Raw genomic sequence first — 16,560 nt, forward strand, 5'->3', positions numbered from 1 at the left:
GCTCCTGAAGGCATTGCCCGGCACGTGTGAATGATCCCGATTGTCGCACCTGAGGGCGCGAACGTGCGCCCGATGCCAGACGCCAGCGTCAACGTTCACCTGCGGTGGACAGGCCCCGGCGTCATCAGTTCCTGTCACGCCGGTCCAGCCGTCAGCTTTCGCTATCTGTCTGGGCCAGCACGAAGCCTTGCTGCTCGGCATCCTTCACGTAACCGAGCCGCGACAGCAGAAGCTCGTCAGCCAGCGTCAATCCTTGATCCGGCACGACCAGCAGGCGCTCACGCGCCGCCGCTTCCAGCGACATCAATGCCATCAGGCGCGTTCCCACCCCGCGTCGACGGGTGCTCTTGCGCACGCAGCAATGACGGATGCGCCATGCCCTTCCATCGTCCTCGCACAGCAGGGCGCCGATATGGCGATCATTGAAGAAGGCGGTGCAGAAGCGATGACCGGTCTCCAGGCTGGCCTGAATGAACTCATCCGGCGCGAGTGGCAGGCGTTCACCGGGGGCTTCGTGATAGATGCGTGACAGGTCGATGCGCACTTGCTCATCGGCCTGCCAGCGTGCGTGATCGATCATCTGAAGAGTGACCGGCATGGTGAGATCCTCGCCCGCGATATGAATGCCCGCCATTGTAGCGGATGCCGTTGTCCTTTCTCTATAATGACGGGCTGGGCAGGCAAGGACGACGCGTCTGCCATCGATCAGTGACCCGCAACCTCGACAACGTCACTGGATCACGCTTTCACTTGCGACATCACATGACAACAACCACATGATGCGCACTTCCCGGCCGGACTGGACATACGCCTCTCACACCCAGGCCCCAGACTGCGCCAGACCTCATCAGCCCCGAAGCCGCGGTGAGGTCACCGACCGCTGGAGAGACATCATGGCAGAGCGTATCGCCGAGGTTCATCGCAACACCTCGGAAACCAAGATTCGGGTTCGCATCAATCTGGACGGCGAAGGCAAGCTGAGCGCCAACACCGGCGTGCCCTTCCTCGAACACATGATGGACCAGATCGCCCGTCACGGCGTGATCGACATCGACGTCGACTGCGACGGTGATCTGCACATCGACGACCACCATACCGTCGAGGACATCGGCATCACTCTCGGCCAGGCCTTCGCGCAGGCGCTCGGCAACAAGGCCGGCATCCGCCGCTACGGCCATGCCTACGTGCCGCTGGACGAAGCCCTGTCACGCGTGGTGATCGACTTCTCCGGTCGCCCGGGCCTGTTCATGCAGTGCGAGTTCACGCGCGGCAACATCGGGCGTTTCGATACGCAGCTGTTCTGGGAATTCTTCCAGGGCTTCGTCAACCATGCCGGCGCCACGCTGCACATCGACAACCTCAAGGGCTTCAATGCCCACCACCAGGCGGAGACCATCTTCAAGGCCTTCGGCCGTGCCGTGCGCATGGCGGTGGAAGAGGACGAGCGCATGGGAGGCCGCATCGCCTCCACCAAGGGCTCGCTGTAAGCGTCGTGACGCGCGGCCAGAGGATGTGTCGCCAGCCATTGCCGCTTGCCGGGCACCGGGTGGCACTTCCTCTGCATGAACATCCAATGCCGGAATCCCCTCCGGCCTGCGGGAGAAAGACATGACGATTGCCGTCATCGACTATGGCATGGGCAACCTGCACTCCGTCGCCAAGGCACTTGAGCATGTGGCTGACGAGAATGTCGTGATCACCAGTGACCCGCGCGCCATCCGTGGTGCGACCCGCGTGGTGCTGCCCGGTCAGGGCGCCATCCGCGATTGCATGGGCGAGCTTGAGCGCGCCGAACTGCGCGGGCTGGTCGGCGAACTGCTGAGCAACCACAGCAAGCCGCTGCTGGGCGTGTGTGTCGGTCAGCAGATGCTGATGGAGCGCAGTGAAGAGAACGGTGGCATCGATTGCCTCGCCTACTTCAAGGGCGATGTGAAGCGCTTTGATGACAAGCAGCTGGACGAACACGGCCAGCGTCTCAAGGTGCCGCACATGGGCTGGAACCACGTCGCCCACACCCAGGGCCATGCGCTGTGGGAAGGCATCGAGGACAACTCGCGCTTCTACTTCGTGCACAGCTTCTATGTCTCGGCTGCCGAGCGCTCACAGGTCTTCGGCGCGACTCACTACGCCGGTGCCGAGGCGCACGTCGCCATCGGTGAGGGCAGCCTGTTCGCGGTGCAGTTCCACCCGGAGAAGAGTGCGGCCGCCGGCCTCAAGCTGCTCGAGAATTTCGTCCGCTGGCAGCCCTGAGGGCTCACCTGCGTGACCGTCGGTGCCTGCCTTGCGAGTCGGGCACCGATTCATCCGCCTTCGATATACCGACGACAATTCAGGCGTGCCAAGACACGCCGAGAGGACACCCGACATGCTGGTAATCCCCGCGATCGATCTCAAGGACGGTCAGTGCGTACGCCTGAAGCAAGGCCGCATGGAAGACTCCACCAACTACGGCGATGACCCGCTGGCCATGGCCGCGCGCTGGGTCGAGGCCGGTGGTCGCCGCCTGCATCTGGTCGATCTCAACGGTGCCTTCGAAGGCAAGCCGGTCAATGGTGACGCGGTGACACGCATCGCCCGCGCCTACCCGGAGCTGCCGATCCAGATCGGCGGTGGCATCCGTGATGCCGCGACCATCGAGCACTATCTGGAGGCCGGCGTCGGTCAGGTCATCATCGGCACCAAGGCCGTGAAGGAACCGGCCTTCGTCGCCGAGATGTGCCGCGCCTTCCCGGGCCGCATCATCGTCGGTCTCGATGCGCGTGACGGCTTCGTGGCCACCGATGGCTGGGCCGAGGTCTCCACCATCAAGGCGACCGAGCTTGCCAAGCGTTTCGCCAATGACGGCGTGTCCTCCATCGTCTACACCGACATCGCCCGCGACGGCATGATGCAGGGCGTCAACATCGAGGCTACCGTGGCACTGGCCCGCGAAGGCGGCATCCCGGTGATCGCCTCCGGCGGCGTGACCAATCTGGATGACATCCGTGGCCTGGCCGAAGTGGCCGATCAGGGCATCCTCGGCGCCATCACCGGTCGCGCCATCTATGAAGGCAGCCTGGATATCGCCGAAGCACAGGCGCTGTCCGACGCCATCACCGGCCGCACGGCCTGAGGGGGAGCGATCATGGCACTCGCCAAACGCATCATCCCGTGTCTGGACGTCGACGCCGGTCGCGTCGTCAAGGGCGTCAACTTCGTCGGTATCCGCGATGCCGGTGATCCGGTCGAGGTCGCCAAGCGCTACAACGAGCAAGGCGCCGACGAGATCACCTTCCTCGACATCACCGCCAGCGTCGACAACCGTGGCACCACGGTCGACATGGTGTCGCGCATCGCCGGTGAGGTCTTCATCCCGCTGACGGTCGGTGGTGGCATCCGCACCTGCGAGGACATCCGCACCATGCTGAATGCCGGCGCGGACAAGGTCTCGATCAATACCGCCGCCGTGTTCAACCCGGACTTCGTGCGTGAAGCGGCGGACCGCTTCGGCAGCCAGTGCATCGTGGTCGCCATCGACGCCAAGCGCGTCAGCGAAGAGGGCGAGACTCCGCGCTGGGAAATCTTCACCCACGGCGGGCGCAAGCCAACCGGGCTCGACGCTGTCGAGTGGGCGAAGAAGATGGTCGAGCTGGGCGCCGGTGAATTGCTGCTGACCAGCATGGACCGCGATGGCACCAAGGCCGGCTTCGATCTCGGCGTGACACGCGCCATCTCCGACGCCGTCAGCGTGCCGGTGATCGCCTCCGGTGGGGTCGGCACCCTCGACCATCTGGTGGACGGCGTGCTCGAGGGCGGGGCGGATGCGGTGCTGGCCGCCAGCATCTTCCACTTCGCCGAGTACACCATCCCGCAAGCCAAGGCCTACATGGCCGAGCGCGGCATCGAGATGCGCCTCTGAGCGATCTCCTTCGCGTCAGGTAGATACACGAACGTCGCCACTCCTCAGGGAATGGCGGCGTTCGTGTCTTCAGAGACATTACCCACAGGTCAGGCGACGACAGCACTCAGGCGTAGCCCAGCTTCGCCAGTGGCGTGAGCGCCTGCTCGAGTCGCTGGTCGGCAAGTCGCAGAATATCACCCACCAGATGCTTCTCGGCGGCGGGCAGCATCACCCGCTCGCCGACCCACAGCGCCAGCTCGGCAAGGTCATGCTGATTGCCCAGACGGGATGCTGCCTTGTCGAGCAATTCCGGCTCACGACGACGCCCACGACTCGGTGACTCGAGTTCACGCCCTGCCGTCTCCCCCAGCGCCGCATGCACCAGTGCCAGCTGGAACCTGCGGTACTTGATCCACTTGCGCAGCCGGTGGGACGTCTCGATCTCCCGCTCGCTGATCACCCGCGCCGCCAGCTTGTGGAGGCGGTGACGACTGAATTCCAATCCGGCCGTGAACTCCTCCCCCGTCAGCGGAGCGGCCTGCCAGGCGGCCACCTCGTCGCTCAGCAGCCGTTTCAGAGGTGCGTGATCCAGCTCCGCCACCGACTCGCTCAATGCGGCACTGATCAGCCCCGGACGCAGCGCATCCAGCAGACGCTGGCTACGCTCATCCACCCAGGCATAGGCGCGCGCATGGGTCTTGCGCAGCATGCGCGCCTCACGCGGGCCGGCCAATGCCCTGGCGATGGCGCGCGGACGCGCCTGATGCTCACTCACCGCCGCCTTGCCCAGTGACTCACGTCGCAGTTGCCACCAGCCCCGCAGCTGCTTGCAGTCGACGCGCAGCGCATGGACCTCCTGCGCGGTGAGCGTCGCCTGCGCCAGATGCTGCTGCATTGACTCGAGATGCGCGAGGATCAGGCCATTCAAGGGATCAACGCCTGTGCGGGAAAGCATCTGACTCGTCTTGCCCATCTGTCTCTCCAAGGGAATGGCCTGGCTGCCAGTGTCAGCCGGGCAGGCTCGCTCACCCGGTCTTCCGGGGGCTCATTCCTGCAAGGATAGCCCCAGATTGCTGACATCCTCGTTACGCCCCAGCCGCTTGAGCGCTCGCCAGTCATCACGCTCAAGACGCGGAGCCTCGACACTCTCCAGCACGGCGTCCTGGAAGTCGCGCTCATCGACCATCAGCGGATGTTCGCGAATCATGGCTTCCAGCGCTTCCTGCTCGATGCCCTCACCGGCCTGCAGGTCGATCAGCGCGCGAACGCCATCGGCGGACAGGCGACTGACCTTGAGCGCGGCTTCCGGCTCCTCACTGATCAGCACATCGATGCAGGCGGTCAGCGCCATGACGGCTTCCAGTGCACGGCGCGCACCGAAGCTGTCGTCATGCTCGTCGGGCTCGAAGGCCGTGACCTTCTCGGCCTGCAGCGAGAAATCGATCTTGGCATCGCGAACGCGCAGCTGCTCCCAGACGAGGTCCAGCAGCTTGCGCAACTCGCGCGTGGTCTCCAGCGCGCTGGCGGTGCCATTGGCCTCGGCGTAGAAGCCGGCATTGGGCAGGAGTCGCTCGGTCAGCGTTGCCATGAAGGCGGTACGGCGAACGGGGGCCAGCGCTTCCAGACGCGCGCGGAAACCGGGAACAGGCTGAGTCATGACGGCTCTCTTCTCACTTCACTTTTCAAAGAGGCGGGGCACATGTCGGGAGGAAAAATCCGCCAGCCGACAGCCCGCCACAGATGGCATGGGACATGCGTTAGGGTAGCGCACTCAGGCAGTCTGACGAACGAGACTTTGCCGCGGCGAGATTCAGGGCCACAGACATTCTCTGGGCACGCGACCGACAGCATCGAACAGCACGCCTTCGCTGCGCAGTTTCTCGCGCTGACGCACCGCGCCACCGTGGTCGGTGACCTTGAGCGATGCATTGATCACGCGATGCCATGGCAGCTGATGGCCATCCGGCAGGTGACGCATCGCCGAGCCGACCATGCGTGCGCTGGCACCCTCGGTCATCTTGGCGATACGCCCATAGGTGGTGATGCGACCTTCGGGAATCTGTGCCACCACGGTGTAGATCTGTTCAAGTAGTTCGGCCCGCATGCTGCTCTCCCCTCGTCATGTCACTGTTGGGTACGCCGTCGTGATGGCACAGAAGTCTTTACGCTGCCATGGCGCTCACGCATGATGACGCCATGCACCTTTACTTCATACATCAAGGCCTTATCCCCGACGCAGCGCCTCACTCAGCGACTGATGCCCTGCCACGATCACAAGGCTGGCAGGACTCTGTACGCCTGAGCGACTGGCTTGTCGGCATGGGCCACAGCTACAACACCAGCTTCCCGCTGGATGGCGAGACGCTCCCCGGCATCGACGATTTCCAGGCGCTGGTGATCCTGGATGGCCCTCAGCCATTGTCAGGTGCCGAGAGCACCCAATCACAGCCACTGCGCCTGCAGCGCAAGCTGATTCGCCGCGCGCTCAACAGCAACCGCCCCGTACTGGGCATCGGGCTGGGCGCGCGCCTCATCGCCGAGCAACTCGGCGCCATCGTGTCTCCGGCCGTGGTGCCGCAGCGTCGCTGGGCCACGCTCACGCGCAGTGACGAGTGTCCCGTGGGACTGCCCGCCGAATTCGAGACGCTGCTGTGGCATGAGGAGATCTGTGGCCTGCCGGAGGATTGCGAGCTGCTGGCCAGCGGTGAGCATACCCCGATCGCCGGATTCAGCTGGGATGCTGGCCGGGTGCTGGCGCTCAACTTCCATCCCCATCTGGATGCCGGCGCAACGCGTGACCGTCTCCGGCATCACCCCGCCCCGAATGAGGGTCGCGGAGTGCAGTCAGAAGACGCGCTGCTGGAAGACCCGAAGCGCTTTGATCGGCAGGCCGCCCTGCTGGACCGCCTGCTGGTGGACTGGCTCGACGCCTGAGGCGCTCCCGGGCGGCGCTGGGGCCCTACGACGACTCAGCGCTGCCAGCGATGCGTGGCACTCCAGTCACGCACGAAGGCGAGCGTGTTGTCCCAGTCGCCGACATGCAGGAAGGTACGCTCGTGCTTCTCGAGCTGATAACGGTACATGGGGTCGTAGTATTCGCTGAGCAGCGGGGCCAGCCAGCCTTCATGGGCAGTGGGATTGCCTCGCTTGTGTTCACGGAAGGCGATGTCCTGCATGCGAATCAGGCGCGCCAGACGTGCACTGCCCAACCGCTTGCGCAGACGCAGCAACGCCTGACGCAGCTGACGCTGCAGCAGTGCCCAGCCAAGGAAGTCACCATAGTGCCCGCTGTAGGTGGCCCACAGCCCTTCGATGTAGTCCTTCTGAATCTGCACCAGTCGCCAGTCCAGTGGCATCTCGACTCTCACCAGCGGGGCAGCCTCCATCGCGCGCCATGCCTGCAGCGGAATGTTGACGCTGCCGATGAAGCGCGACTCATCTTCCATGACGGTGGGCGCGTCCGCGGCCAGTGACAGCATCTCGGCGCTGATGCGATGCTCGAAGTCGATCTGGCTCGGTGCCGGGAAGGGATGACGGCCGAAGGCCGAGCCCTTGTGGCGCGCGCAGCCTTCCAGGTCGATGCCATTGTCGAGCGCATGGATCAGCTCGGTCTTGGCGCAGCCGGTCAGGCCCCCGATCAGCAGCATCGGGGCCTGCTCGACGCGCTCATCGATATGCTGGCAAAGCTGCTGACGCATGGCCTTCCAGCCCCCGGCGATCCGCGGGCGCTCGATGCCTGCCTCCTTCAACCATTGCTGGCTGAGCTGAGAGCGCATGCCGCCCCGGAAGCAGTAGAGAACCGCCTCGGGATGGCGCTCGACGTGCTCGACCCAGGCACGAATCCTGGCGCGCTTGATCCCGCCACTGACCAGCTGATGACCCAGATGCACCGCCGACTCCGGGCCGACCTGCTTGTACTGCAGACCGACCCGGTGACGTTCCTCGTCATCCATCAGCGGAAGGTTGACGGCCCCCGGCAGGGAGCCGGCCGCAAATTCGATCGGTGCACGCACATCGATCAGCGGACGGCCATCGCGAATCAGATCGCAGCTGGCCGCCACGGTGGGCAAACTCATGGGCATCTCTCGACTGGAAAACGGAAATGAGGCAATGGCCGTCGACTCGCACCCGGCACATCGATGGCAGGCATTCTATCGCATGCACGACATGGCCCCCAGCCTTGCCGTCTCGCGTGCCGCCAACTCTCGCCCTGTCAGCTGCCGCACGGCCCGCTCAGGCCAGCGGCGGCGTCAGGCGAATGCCCTGGCTCGGGCCGATGCTGTCAGGGCCGAACAGCGGGCAGGACGCACATGCGGCCGGCTCGCCGTCGTGTGGCCGATGCGCCTCGGACACTGCCTCGCGCAGCGCGGCAATGGCCGCCTCGGCAGTATGAAAGTAGTGCTCATCCCCCATGCGCTCAAGGAAGCCTCCGCGCTCCATCACTTCCAGCGCGTAGCGTCGGAAGCCGCACATGCTCAGGCTGCCGCCGGCATCCTGTAGGCGGCGCTGCTCGATCTCGAGCATCTCGGCCCCCGCGATGTCGATGAAGTTGCAGCCGGTGCCGAGCAGGATGACGTGCTTGCCGGTATAGCGCGCCAGCTTGCGCTGGACGTGGTCCACCGCGCCGAAGAACAGCGAGCCATCCACTCGCAGGATGACGACCTCACGGCATTGGGTCAGCTGATAGCGCTCGGCATTGCGCACGCCCAGCTCCGGGTGTTCGGGGTCCGGTGCCATTTCCACCAGACGTGGACGCGAGGTGCGATTCAGATACAGCACCAGCGACACCAGCACGCCGGCGAAGATGGCGAACTCAAGCGGCAGCAGCAGCGTGGCGAGGAAGGTGATCACCAGCACCACCGCTTCCTCGCGGCTGACGGTGAGAATCTGACGGATATGACTGAATTCGAACAGGTTGGCGGCGATCACCATGATCAGGCCCGCCATGGCGGGCAATGGCAGCCAGGCCGTGACATTCGGCACCAGCAACAGCACCGCCAGCACGATCAGGGCCGCGATCATCACCGACAGCGGCGTGCGGGCGCCGGCATCGTAGTTGGCCCCTGAACGGGTGAAGGAGCCGGAGCCGGCGAAGCACGAGAAGAAGCTGCCGACCAGATTCGACAGCCCCTGGCCGATGAACTCCTGATTGCCATCGATGCGCTGGTGCGAGCGTACCCCGATGGCGCGGGCGATGGAGACCGCCTCGATCAGGCCGAGAACCGCCAGCGCAAAGGCCGCACCGCCCAGCGAGCGCAGGGTGTCAAACCCCAGTGGCGGCAGAGAAAGCGGCGGCAGGCTGCCGGAGAGAGCCCCCACCATCGGGATGCCTGCCTCGCTGCCACCCAGCAATGCCGCAACCCCGCAACCGACGGCCATCGCGACCAGCATCCACGGCAGTCTGCGATTCACCCGCCGTACCAGCAAGGCACTGGCGAGCGTACTGAGGCCGGTGATCAGGGTCGCCCACGAGGTGTCTTCCAGGTGCCCAAGCAATGCCCACCAGGTGCCGAGGAAGCTCGAGGCATCTCCCAGCGCGATACCGAACAGATGCTTGAGCTGACTGGTGGCGATCAATACGCCGGCACCGGCGGTGAAGCCGATCACCACGGTATGCGAGATCAGATTGACCAGCGCCCCCATGCGCAGCAGCCCGAGTGCGAGCTGGATGATGCCGACCATGCAGGTCAGCGCCAGCACCAGCGGCAGGTATTCCGGACTGCCGGGGGTGGCCAGGGTCGAGACGGTACCGAAGACCACCATCGAGATGGCGGCGGCCGGCCCGCTGACCATATGCCGCGAGCAGCCGAAGAGTCCGGCGATGATCGCGACCACGATGGCGGCATAGAGTCCATGCGCCGGGGGCAACCCCGCGATCAGCGCGTAGGCCACCCCCTGAGGCAGTACCAGCACCGCACCGCTCAGCCCGGCGATCAGGTCCGCGCGCGCATCTCTCGGCGACAGCTGGCGCATCCAGCCCAGAAACGGCAGCAGGCGTGACAGGCGGTATGCCGTGGCACTCGACGTGGCAGAGGCATCATCGGCAGGCTGGCGTGGCGGTGGATTGTCAGCGGTCAAGAAGTGCCTCCATGAAGGTGCGTGGGCTGCGGGAGAGGCCATCGCCTCCGTGAAGAAACGACGCCGGGGCCGGGCGTGGCGACGTCCGGCCCCGGCAAGTCTATCCCTGAATACGCTGATGAAACAGCGTGTCAGCGAACCGTACTCGCCGGCCCGGGGCTCCCTTTGCCGGTAGCGATACCGGCGACAATCGTGGCGCGCTGCCAATCCGGACTGGCCATGGCCGGCATGAGCAGTGACAATGCACCCTCCTGACACCGCTGCGGACACTGACGCCATGACCACCGACGCTACGCCTGCTGACACCACCTCTTCCACCCCGTCGGCCGGCTATACGCCTGCACTTGAGGTCAGTGAGGCCGAGGCCATCGAGACCACCCGCCAGTGGGTCGAGACGCACATCATCGCGGACAATCTATGCCCGTTCGCGGCACGTGAAGTGGCGCGCAACAGCGTCCAGTACGCCGTCATCCCCGGCGCGGGACTCGAGCGTTGCCTGCAGGCACTCGGCGATGAACTCCTCAACCTCGATGCCAATCGCGATGCCGAAACCACCCTGGTGATCTTCAAGGATGGCTTCCGCGACTTCGATGCCTATCTGGAGCTGCTGGATTACGCTGAGGCACTGCTCGAGATGCAGGGTTATGAGGGCATCTATCAGCTGGCCAGCTTCCATCCGGACTATGTCTTCGAGGATACCGAGGAAGACGACGCCGCGAACTACACCAACCGCTCGCCCTTCCCGATGCTGCACCTGCTGCGGGAAAGCTCGGTCGAGGCGGCGATCAATGCCTATTCTGGGGATGTGGAAGAGGTGCCGGCGCGCAACGAGGCACTGATGCGCGAGCGTGGCGTCGAGCAGCTGGTCGCGCGCCTCAAGGCCTGCGCTCACGCCGCCCGTCAGGCTGACAACCAGGACTGACATCACGCCCAGTGGCAATCCCATATGCACAAGGCCAGCCGCGAGGCTGGCCTTGTGCGTTTCAGGCGGAATGTCACCGGAAAGCTTGCGCGTGGCAGCTGCCGGCAGCCATCACAGGGCTTCCAGCGCCTGGGACAACTTGTCGACCGCGACGATCGTCATGCCCTTGGGCGGATTCTTGGGGGCATTGCCCTTGGGCACGATGGCGCGCGTGAAGCCATGCTTGGCGGCCTCGACGATGCGCTCCTGCCCACTGGGCACCGGGCGGATCTCGCCGGACAGGCCGACCTCACCGAACACCACCAGTTCACGCGGCAGCGGGCGGTTCTGCAGGCTGGATACCACCGCACACAGCACCGCGAGGTCGGCGCTGGTCTCGAGCACCTTGACCCCGCCCACCACGTTCAGGAAGACATCCTGATCGCCGGTGAACAGGCCGCCGTGCTTGTTGAGCACGGCCAGCAACATCGAGAGTCGGTTGCCATCCAGACCGACCGCGACGCGCCGGGGATTGCCCAGCGGCGAATCGTCCAGCAACGCCTGGACCTCGATCAGGATCGGCCGAGTCCCTTCCCAGACCACCATCACCAGGCTGCCGGAGGATTGCTCCTCGCTGCGTGACAGGAAGATCGCACTGGGGTTCTTCACCTCCTTCAGGCCAAGCTCGACCATGGCGAACACGCCCAGCTCGTTGACCGCGCCGAAGCGGTTCTTCTGTCCGCGCAGGGTGCGGAAGCGCGAATCACCATCGCCCTCCAGCAGCAGGGAGGCGTCGATCATGTGCTCCAGCACCTTGGGTCCGGCCAGCGAGCCGTCCTTGGTCACGTGGCCGACCAGCAGCAGCACGGTGTTGGTTCGCTTGGCGAAGCGGGTCAACGCGGCGGCGGACTCACGCACCTGCGAGACACCACCCGGCGCGGATGACAGATCCTCCAGATGCATGGTCTGGATGGAGTCGATGATCAACACCTCTGGCTTCTCGCGCTCGGCGGTGGCCAGAATCGTCTCGACGCTGGTCTCGGCCAGCATCTTGAGTCCCTGGGTCGGGAGCTGCAGTCGATGGGCACGCATCGCCACCTGCGACAGCGACTCTTCACCGGTGACGTAGAGCGAACGCTTGTGCTGCGCCAGCTTGCAGGCGGTCTGCAGCAGCAGCGTCGACTTGCCGGCGCCGGGGTGCCCGCCGAGCAATACGGCGGAGCCAGGCACCAGACCGCCGCCAAGCACGCGATCAAACTCACCGAAGGTAGAGGAGAAGCGCGGCACTTCGGCCAGCGAGACGTTGGACAGATCCGTCACATTGTCACTCAGCGTGCCGGCATAGCCGCCTCTGGCGCTGGTGGCGCCACGTGACGCCCCGCCAGTGCTGATGCCCCCGGCAGCCGGCGCAGCCCCCGGCAATACCGTGGCACCGACCCGAATCTCCTGCAGGGTATTCCACTCGCGACAGCCGCTGCACTGCCCCTGCCACTTCGAGAATTCGCTACCGCACTCGGTACATACGAAGGCGCTCTTTGCTTTCGCCATCAGACCATCCTGTCAGGGAGTAATGATTTCGGACCACCTCGCCCGGCATGGCACCCATGCCCCGCATCGCCCGGTGGCACCAGGCAGGGGCGCTCGATGCGAACGCCCGACACGGATGCCAGACACAAGCAAGGCGGCTTGCGCCGCCTTGCTGTCACCTTACGCGTGCATGACACGCGGTGGCATCACTCGCGCTTGAGACGCAGTGTCTCGCCGTTCTGGAAGCGGCGCTTCTGCGGGTCGACCAGTTCCAGTGTCTGGGGGTCCAGGCGCAGGAAGTAGTAGGTCTGGCCCTCGCCATTCGGCGTCAGCTCATAGACGGTGGCATTCGGGTCGGTCACCGTACCTGACAGCACATCCCACTGACCCTCGTAGTGCTCCGGCGCGGGCTGCTGCGGATGATCGCGATAGGTGGCATCGAGACTGAAGGTACGCGCTTCCGGGGCAGCATCTTCCGCTCCCTTGAGACGCACATCGAGGTCAATGCCCGTGCAACGACGACACGGCAGGGTGCCCTTGTAGACGGCAACCTGCTCGCTGGCTGTCTCGGTGGCGTCATTGGCAGCGGCACCATCCGTCGTCTGGGCCGTTGATGCGCACCCGGCGAGACCGACCATCAGCGCGGCTCCCACCATCAGAGTCCTGATCTGCATTGAATCCTCCTTAAGGCGATGATTCGATAGCAGCGTCAGCGCTATCGACGGCGAGCGGCCCGACTGCCTCGACAGACGGACCGCTCACGAGCTTCCACGCTCAAGAATAGCGGGTATCAGCCCCGTGAGGCCACCCCCGATGGCGTTTATCGAACGCCATTCGCTAAATCATGTCGGCCTCAGCCACGGCGATCATGCCCGTTGTCGAGGAAGGGATAATCGGTGTAGCCCTCGGCACCGCCACCGTAGAAGGTATCAGGATCCTGCTCGTTGAGCGGCGCATCCAGACGCAGGCGTTCGACCAGGTCCGGATTGGCGATGTAGGGGCGCCCGATGGCGACGGCATCCGCAATGCCCTCGTCGATGATGCGTGCCGCACGCTCCCCGTCGTAATGACCGCAGAAGATCAGCGCGCCCTTGACGCGCTCCCGCAGTGCGCGGCGGAAGTCATCGGTGAACTTGACGTCGCCGCCGGCCCAGTCCGGCTCGTTGACGTGCACGTAGGCAATGCCACGTCTGGAGAGCTGGTCTGCCATGTAGAAGGCCATCTCTTCCGGCTCGTCATCGGTGAGACCGAAGATCTCGATGAAGGGCGTCAGACGGATGCCGGTGCGCTCCGGCCCGAAGACCTCGGCGACGGCATCGACGACTTCCAGTGTCAGGCGCGCACGATTCTCGACCGAACCACCGTACTGGTCGGTGCGCTGGTTGGTACCGGTCGCCATGAACTGGTTGAGCAGATAGGCGTTGGCGGCATGCACCTCGATCATGTCAAAGCCGGCACGCTTGGCGCGCACGGCAGCCTGACGATAGTCCTCGACCAGCTGGGGGATTTCCTCCGTCTCCAGCGCACGCGGCGTGCTGGTGGGGTGGCGACCACTGCTGCCATCCTCGAACTCGACGAAGCACTGGGCGCCTTCACCACGCAGGGCGCTGGGCGCGACCGGTGGCTGGCCATCCGGCTGCACCATCTCGTGCGAGACACGCCCGACATGCCACAGCTGAAGCGCCATGCGTCCACCCTTGGCGTGCACTGCCTCGACGACGCCCTTCCAGCCGGCTTCCTGCTCATCCGTCCAGATACCCGGTGTGTAGACGTAACCACGCGCGGTCGGCGAGATGTTGGTCGCCTCGCTGATGATCAGGCCGGCGCCGGCACGCTGTCCGTAGTAGACCTCCTGAAGCTCACCGGGAATGCTGTCCGGCGTGCGCGCTCGGGTCAGTGGCGCCATCAGGATACGATTGGGCAGGGTGAGATCACCGAGCGTGACCGGATCAAGCAGGGTGTCGGCGTACGGGGCCTTGGTGTTGGCAGTCATCGGTGCTCCTTGAGTCTCTGATCTTTCGCCAGCCGCCGCTTCGGGCGAACCGGGCGGGCATGCCAGTGACATGCGGTGCGCCAGCTGATGCTTCAAGCGCACGCGGTGCATGAGAATAATGCTGGGATGGCAACAATGCGCCAGGTCGCGCCACGCGGCATCCTCGCGACTCATGCGAGAGCCTGCCGATGCTTGTACCGCGACGATCCAGCGGGCAACATGAAACCTATCCATGACACGGGTCATGCACTGTCACCAGCGGCGAGAAATCATGAGCAAGTACTGGAGCCCACAGGTCCACGACCTGACCCCCTACGTCCCCGGCGAACAACCGCGTGAACAGCTGATCAAGCTGAACACCAATGAAAACCCCTACCCGCCGGCCCCGGCCGTGGAACAGACGCTGCGCGAGTTCAATGCCTCTGACCTGCGTCGCTACCCGGACCCGAGTTCCAGCTCGCTACGCGCCGCCCTGGCCGAGACCTTCCATGTGGCCGCAGAGGAAGTCTTCGTCGGCAATGGCTCCGACGAGGTACTAGCGCTGGCCTTCCAGGCCTTCTTCCGTCAGGACAAGCCGCTGCTGTTGCCCTCCATCAGCTACAGCTTCTATCCGGTCTACTGCCGCATGTATGGCATCGAATCACGCAGCATCGCGCTGACCGACAACTGGGAAGTCGATCTCGAAGCCTTCGGCAGTGACAATGGCGGCATCATCTTCGCCAACCCCAATGCCCCGACAGGGCATGGCCATGGCCGCAAGGCGATTGCCGCGCTGCTGGAGCGCAACCCGCAGAGCGTGGTGCTGGTGGATGAAGCTTACGTGGACTTCGGGGGGGAAAGCGCCATCCCGCTGATTCATCAGTATCCGAATCTGGTCGTGTCAGGCACTTTCTCGAAGTCGCGTAGCCTCGCGGGCATTCGCCTTGGCTATGCCGTGGCCTCGCGGGAGCTGATCGAGGGCCTGGAGCGCGTGAAGGACTCCTTCAATTCCTACCCCATCGATCGTCTGGCCGAGCAGGTCGGCGTCGCCGCGCTCAGTGATCCCGCCTATTTCGATGAGTGCCGCACACGCGTCATCACTACCCGTGAGCAGACGCGCGATCGCATGGCCGCATTGGGCTTCGAGATCCTGCCGTCACAGACCAACTTCGTGCTGGCGACTCACCCGACCCATGATGCCGGCAAGCTGTTCATCGGCCTTCGCGAGCAGGGCATCCTGGTGCGCCACTTCAACACCGATGCGCTACGTGACCATCTGCGCATCAGCATCGGTACCGATGCCGAGATGGACAGCCTGATCGAAGCCCTGGAAACCCTGTGTCGTTGAGATAGCGCACAGCATGACCCGTGATGGGTTCAATGAAAGAAGGCGCCCACTGGGCGCCTTCTTTCATCAGGATGTCACTCGGGCATTCGCCACCGAAGACTCTCAGCAGGAGCAACCATATGACAACGGAACGTCCCACCATGGCATCAAGTGCCACTTCGACAGCGCGCCTGCCTTTGACGCGAGTGCATCACGTGGCACTCATCACCGCTGATTACCCACGCGCCAGGCGCTTCTATCTCGAGGTCATGGATGCGCAGGTGATCCACGAGGCCTATCGTGAAGCCCGCGACAGCTACAAGCTCGACCTGCGCTTGCCGGGCGGTATCCAGCTGGAGCTGTTCTCCTTCCCGTCACCGCCTGAGCGCCCAAGCTATCCGGAAGCCTGTGGGCTGCGTCACCTGGCGCTGGCAACCGAGGACATCGACACCTGTGTCGAGCTGCTGATCGCCCGTGGCGCCACGCCAGAGCCGATACGTGTCGATGAATACACCGGCGCCCGCTTCACCTTCCTGGCAGACCCTGACGGTACGCCCATCGAGCTCTACGAAGTCTCGCCCTGATGTGATGGCGCGCTGAAACTTCACTGGCTCTGAAGACAAAAGGCCCCGAAGACAAAAGGCCCCTGTCGATATCTCGACAGGGGCCTTCTTGTGGCATATGCACGTTGCTCACGCGGAGCTTTCCTCTCGCTCTTTTCTTTCGCCCACTGCTATTTCGCACGCAGGACTTTCTGCGCAACTTCTCCGAGCACCACTTCTCCGAGCACCACTTCTCCGAGCACGACTTTTTCCGCGCACAAAGAGAACCGCCCCTGCAGCTGGGCTGCAGGGGCGGTTCAGTATAAGTGCCTG

General features: G+C 64.4%; 17 protein-coding genes. 8 read left to right on the plus strand and 9 right to left on the minus strand.

All coding sequences use genetic code 11. The annotated features are described in order from the left end of the window. Positions 1–151: 151 nt before the first annotated feature. Positions 152–598, minus strand: a complete 447-nt coding sequence (locus QD228_RS06555; protein ID WP_077379332.1) for an acetyl-CoA sensor PanZ family protein — start codon at positions 596–598, stop codon at positions 152–154. Positions 599–893: 295 nt separating this feature from the next. Here QD228_RS06555 and hisB point away from each other — a divergent pair, with 295 nt between their 5' ends. The 4 genes from hisB (at position 894) to hisF (ending at position 3,898) form a co-directional block, all read left to right on the plus strand. Further along, positions 894–1,487, plus strand: coding sequence for an imidazoleglycerol-phosphate dehydratase HisB (gene hisB / locus QD228_RS06560; protein ID WP_077378545.1), 594 nt, complete (start codon positions 894–896; stop codon positions 1,485–1,487). A gap of 121 nt (positions 1,488–1,608) precedes the next feature. Next, the gene (gene hisH / locus QD228_RS06565) at positions 1,609–2,250 is read left to right on the plus strand and encodes an imidazole glycerol phosphate synthase subunit HisH (protein ID WP_077378543.1); all 642 of its coding nucleotides are present in this window, start codon (positions 1,609–1,611) and stop codon (positions 2,248–2,250) included. A gap of 115 nt (positions 2,251–2,365) precedes the next feature. Beyond that, a complete protein-coding gene (gene hisA / locus QD228_RS06570; protein ID WP_077378540.1) occupies positions 2,366–3,112 on the plus strand; it encodes a 1-(5-phosphoribosyl)-5-[(5-phosphoribosylamino)methylideneamino]imidazole-4-carboxamide isomerase in 747 nt (248 codons plus the stop codon). A gap of 12 nt (positions 3,113–3,124) precedes the next feature. After that, positions 3,125–3,898, plus strand: a complete 774-nt coding sequence (gene hisF / locus QD228_RS06575) for an imidazole glycerol phosphate synthase subunit HisF (protein ID WP_077378537.1) — start codon at positions 3,125–3,127, stop codon at positions 3,896–3,898. 106 nt (positions 3,899–4,004) lie between these two features. On the opposite strand, the gene QD228_RS06580 is transcribed toward hisF, so the two are convergent. The 3 genes from QD228_RS06580 to QD228_RS06590 all read right to left on the minus strand — a co-directional run bounded on the left by QD228_RS06580 (position 4,005) and on the right by QD228_RS06590 (position 5,984). Further along, a complete protein-coding gene (locus tag QD228_RS06580; protein WP_279874833.1) occupies positions 4,005–4,835 on the minus strand; it encodes a CHAD domain-containing protein in 831 nt (276 codons plus the stop codon). Between the two features lie 90 nt (positions 4,836–4,925). Further along, positions 4,926–5,537, minus strand: coding sequence for a DUF416 family protein (locus QD228_RS06585; protein ID WP_077378530.1), 612 nt, complete (start codon positions 5,535–5,537; stop codon positions 4,926–4,928). Positions 5,538–5,690: 153 nt separating this feature from the next. After that, positions 5,691–5,984, minus strand: a complete 294-nt coding sequence (locus QD228_RS06590; protein WP_279874834.1) for an MGMT family protein — start codon at positions 5,982–5,984, stop codon at positions 5,691–5,693. Between the two features lie 215 nt (positions 5,985–6,199). On the opposite strand from QD228_RS06590, the gene QD228_RS06595 reads away from it, so the two are divergent. Further along, positions 6,200–6,814 carry a type 1 glutamine amidotransferase gene (locus QD228_RS06595; RefSeq protein ID WP_164850387.1) on the plus strand — a complete coding sequence of 205 codons (615 nt, stop codon included), beginning with the start codon at positions 6,200–6,202 and terminating at the stop codon, positions 6,812–6,814. Positions 6,815–6,849: 35 nt separating this feature from the next. Here the strand turns inward: QD228_RS06595 and mnmH are convergent, their stop codons facing one another. Beyond that, the gene (gene mnmH / locus QD228_RS06600) at positions 6,850–7,956 is read right to left on the minus strand and encodes a tRNA 2-selenouridine(34) synthase MnmH (RefSeq protein ID WP_077378521.1); all 1,107 of its coding nucleotides are present in this window, start codon (positions 7,954–7,956) and stop codon (positions 6,850–6,852) included. 157 nt (positions 7,957–8,113) lie between these two features. Next, the gene (locus tag QD228_RS06605; RefSeq protein ID WP_279874835.1) at positions 8,114–9,958 is read right to left on the minus strand and encodes a SulP family inorganic anion transporter; all 1,845 of its coding nucleotides are present in this window, start codon (positions 9,956–9,958) and stop codon (positions 8,114–8,116) included. A 277-nt stretch (positions 9,959–10,235) separates the two neighbouring features. Between QD228_RS06605 and QD228_RS06610 the strand changes: the two genes are divergently transcribed. Beyond that, positions 10,236–10,880, plus strand: coding sequence for a DUF1415 domain-containing protein (locus QD228_RS06610; protein WP_279874836.1), 645 nt, complete (start codon positions 10,236–10,238; stop codon positions 10,878–10,880). A gap of 111 nt (positions 10,881–10,991) precedes the next feature. Here QD228_RS06610 and radA read toward each other — a convergent pair whose 3' ends face one another. The 3 genes from radA to QD228_RS06625 all read right to left on the minus strand — a co-directional run bounded on the left by radA (position 10,992) and on the right by QD228_RS06625 (position 14,379). Continuing rightward, positions 10,992–12,407 carry a DNA repair protein RadA gene (gene radA, locus QD228_RS06615; protein ID WP_077378515.1) on the minus strand — a complete coding sequence of 472 codons (1,416 nt, stop codon included), beginning with the start codon at positions 12,405–12,407 and terminating at the stop codon, positions 10,992–10,994. Between the two features lie 185 nt (positions 12,408–12,592). Then, positions 12,593–13,060, minus strand: coding sequence for a copper resistance protein NlpE N-terminal domain-containing protein (locus QD228_RS06620; RefSeq protein ID WP_077378513.1), 468 nt, complete (start codon positions 13,058–13,060; stop codon positions 12,593–12,595). Positions 13,061–13,239: 179 nt separating this feature from the next. Next, on the minus strand, positions 13,240–14,379 hold the full coding sequence (locus tag QD228_RS06625) for an alkene reductase (protein ID WP_176493736.1): 1,140 nt from the start codon (positions 14,377–14,379) through the stop codon (positions 13,240–13,242). Between the two features lie 271 nt (positions 14,380–14,650). Here QD228_RS06625 and hisC point away from each other — a divergent pair, with 271 nt between their 5' ends. After that, positions 14,651–15,706 (plus strand): histidinol-phosphate transaminase, encoded by a 1,056-nt coding sequence (hisC, locus tag QD228_RS06630; protein WP_084209842.1) that lies wholly within the window; start codon positions 14,651–14,653, stop codon positions 15,704–15,706. 119 nt (positions 15,707–15,825) lie between these two features. After that, positions 15,826–16,269, plus strand: a complete 444-nt coding sequence (locus QD228_RS06635; protein ID WP_240499622.1) for a VOC family protein — start codon at positions 15,826–15,828, stop codon at positions 16,267–16,269. The last annotated feature ends 291 nt before the right edge of the window (positions 16,270–16,560 follow it).

It is taken from the genome of Cobetia sp. 3AK, from assembly GCF_029846335.1.
Classification (GTDB): Bacteria; Pseudomonadota; Gammaproteobacteria; order Pseudomonadales; family Halomonadaceae; genus Cobetia; species Cobetia marina.

Bases quoted from the DNA above. Each gene is read 5' to 3' on its own strand.
- QD228_RS06590 (WP_279874834.1), bottom strand. From the start codon at position 5,984: ATGCGGGCCGAACTACTTGAACAGATCTACACCGTGGTGGCACAGATT.
- QD228_RS06585 (WP_077378530.1), bottom strand. From the start codon at position 5,537: ATGACTCAGCCTGTTCCCGGTTTCCGCGCGCGTCTGGAAGCGCTGGCC.
- hisH (WP_077378543.1), top strand. From the start codon at position 1,609: ATGACGATTGCCGTCATCGACTATGGCATGGGCAACCTGCACTCCGTC.
- mnmH (WP_077378521.1), bottom strand. From the start codon at position 7,956: ATGAGTTTGCCCACCGTGGCGGCCAGCTGCGATCTGATTCGCGATGGC.
- QD228_RS06625 (WP_176493736.1), bottom strand. From the start codon at position 14,379: ATGACTGCCAACACCAAGGCCCCGTACGCCGACACCCTGCTTGATCCG.
- hisF (WP_077378537.1), top strand. From the start codon at position 3,125: ATGGCACTCGCCAAACGCATCATCCCGTGTCTGGACGTCGACGCCGGT.
- hisC (WP_084209842.1), top strand. From the start codon at position 14,651: ATGAGCAAGTACTGGAGCCCACAGGTCCACGACCTGACCCCCTACGTC.
- QD228_RS06635 (WP_240499622.1), top strand. From the start codon at position 15,826: ATGACAACGGAACGTCCCACCATGGCATCAAGTGCCACTTCGACAGCG.
- QD228_RS06610 (WP_279874836.1), top strand. From the start codon at position 10,236: ATGACCACCGACGCTACGCCTGCTGACACCACCTCTTCCACCCCGTCG.
- QD228_RS06620 (WP_077378513.1), bottom strand. From the start codon at position 13,060: ATGCAGATCAGGACTCTGATGGTGGGAGCCGCGCTGATGGTCGGTCTC.
- QD228_RS06580 (WP_279874833.1), bottom strand. From the start codon at position 4,835: ATGCTTTCCCGCACAGGCGTTGATCCCTTGAATGGCCTGATCCTCGCG.
- hisB (WP_077378545.1), top strand. From the start codon at position 894: ATGGCAGAGCGTATCGCCGAGGTTCATCGCAACACCTCGGAAACCAAG.
- QD228_RS06595 (WP_164850387.1), top strand. From the start codon at position 6,200: ATGGGCCACAGCTACAACACCAGCTTCCCGCTGGATGGCGAGACGCTC.
- hisA (WP_077378540.1), top strand. From the start codon at position 2,366: ATGCTGGTAATCCCCGCGATCGATCTCAAGGACGGTCAGTGCGTACGC.
- QD228_RS06555 (WP_077379332.1), bottom strand. From the start codon at position 598: ATGCCGGTCACTCTTCAGATGATCGATCACGCACGCTGGCAGGCCGAT.
- radA (WP_077378515.1), bottom strand. From the start codon at position 12,407: ATGGCGAAAGCAAAGAGCGCCTTCGTATGTACCGAGTGCGGTAGCGAA.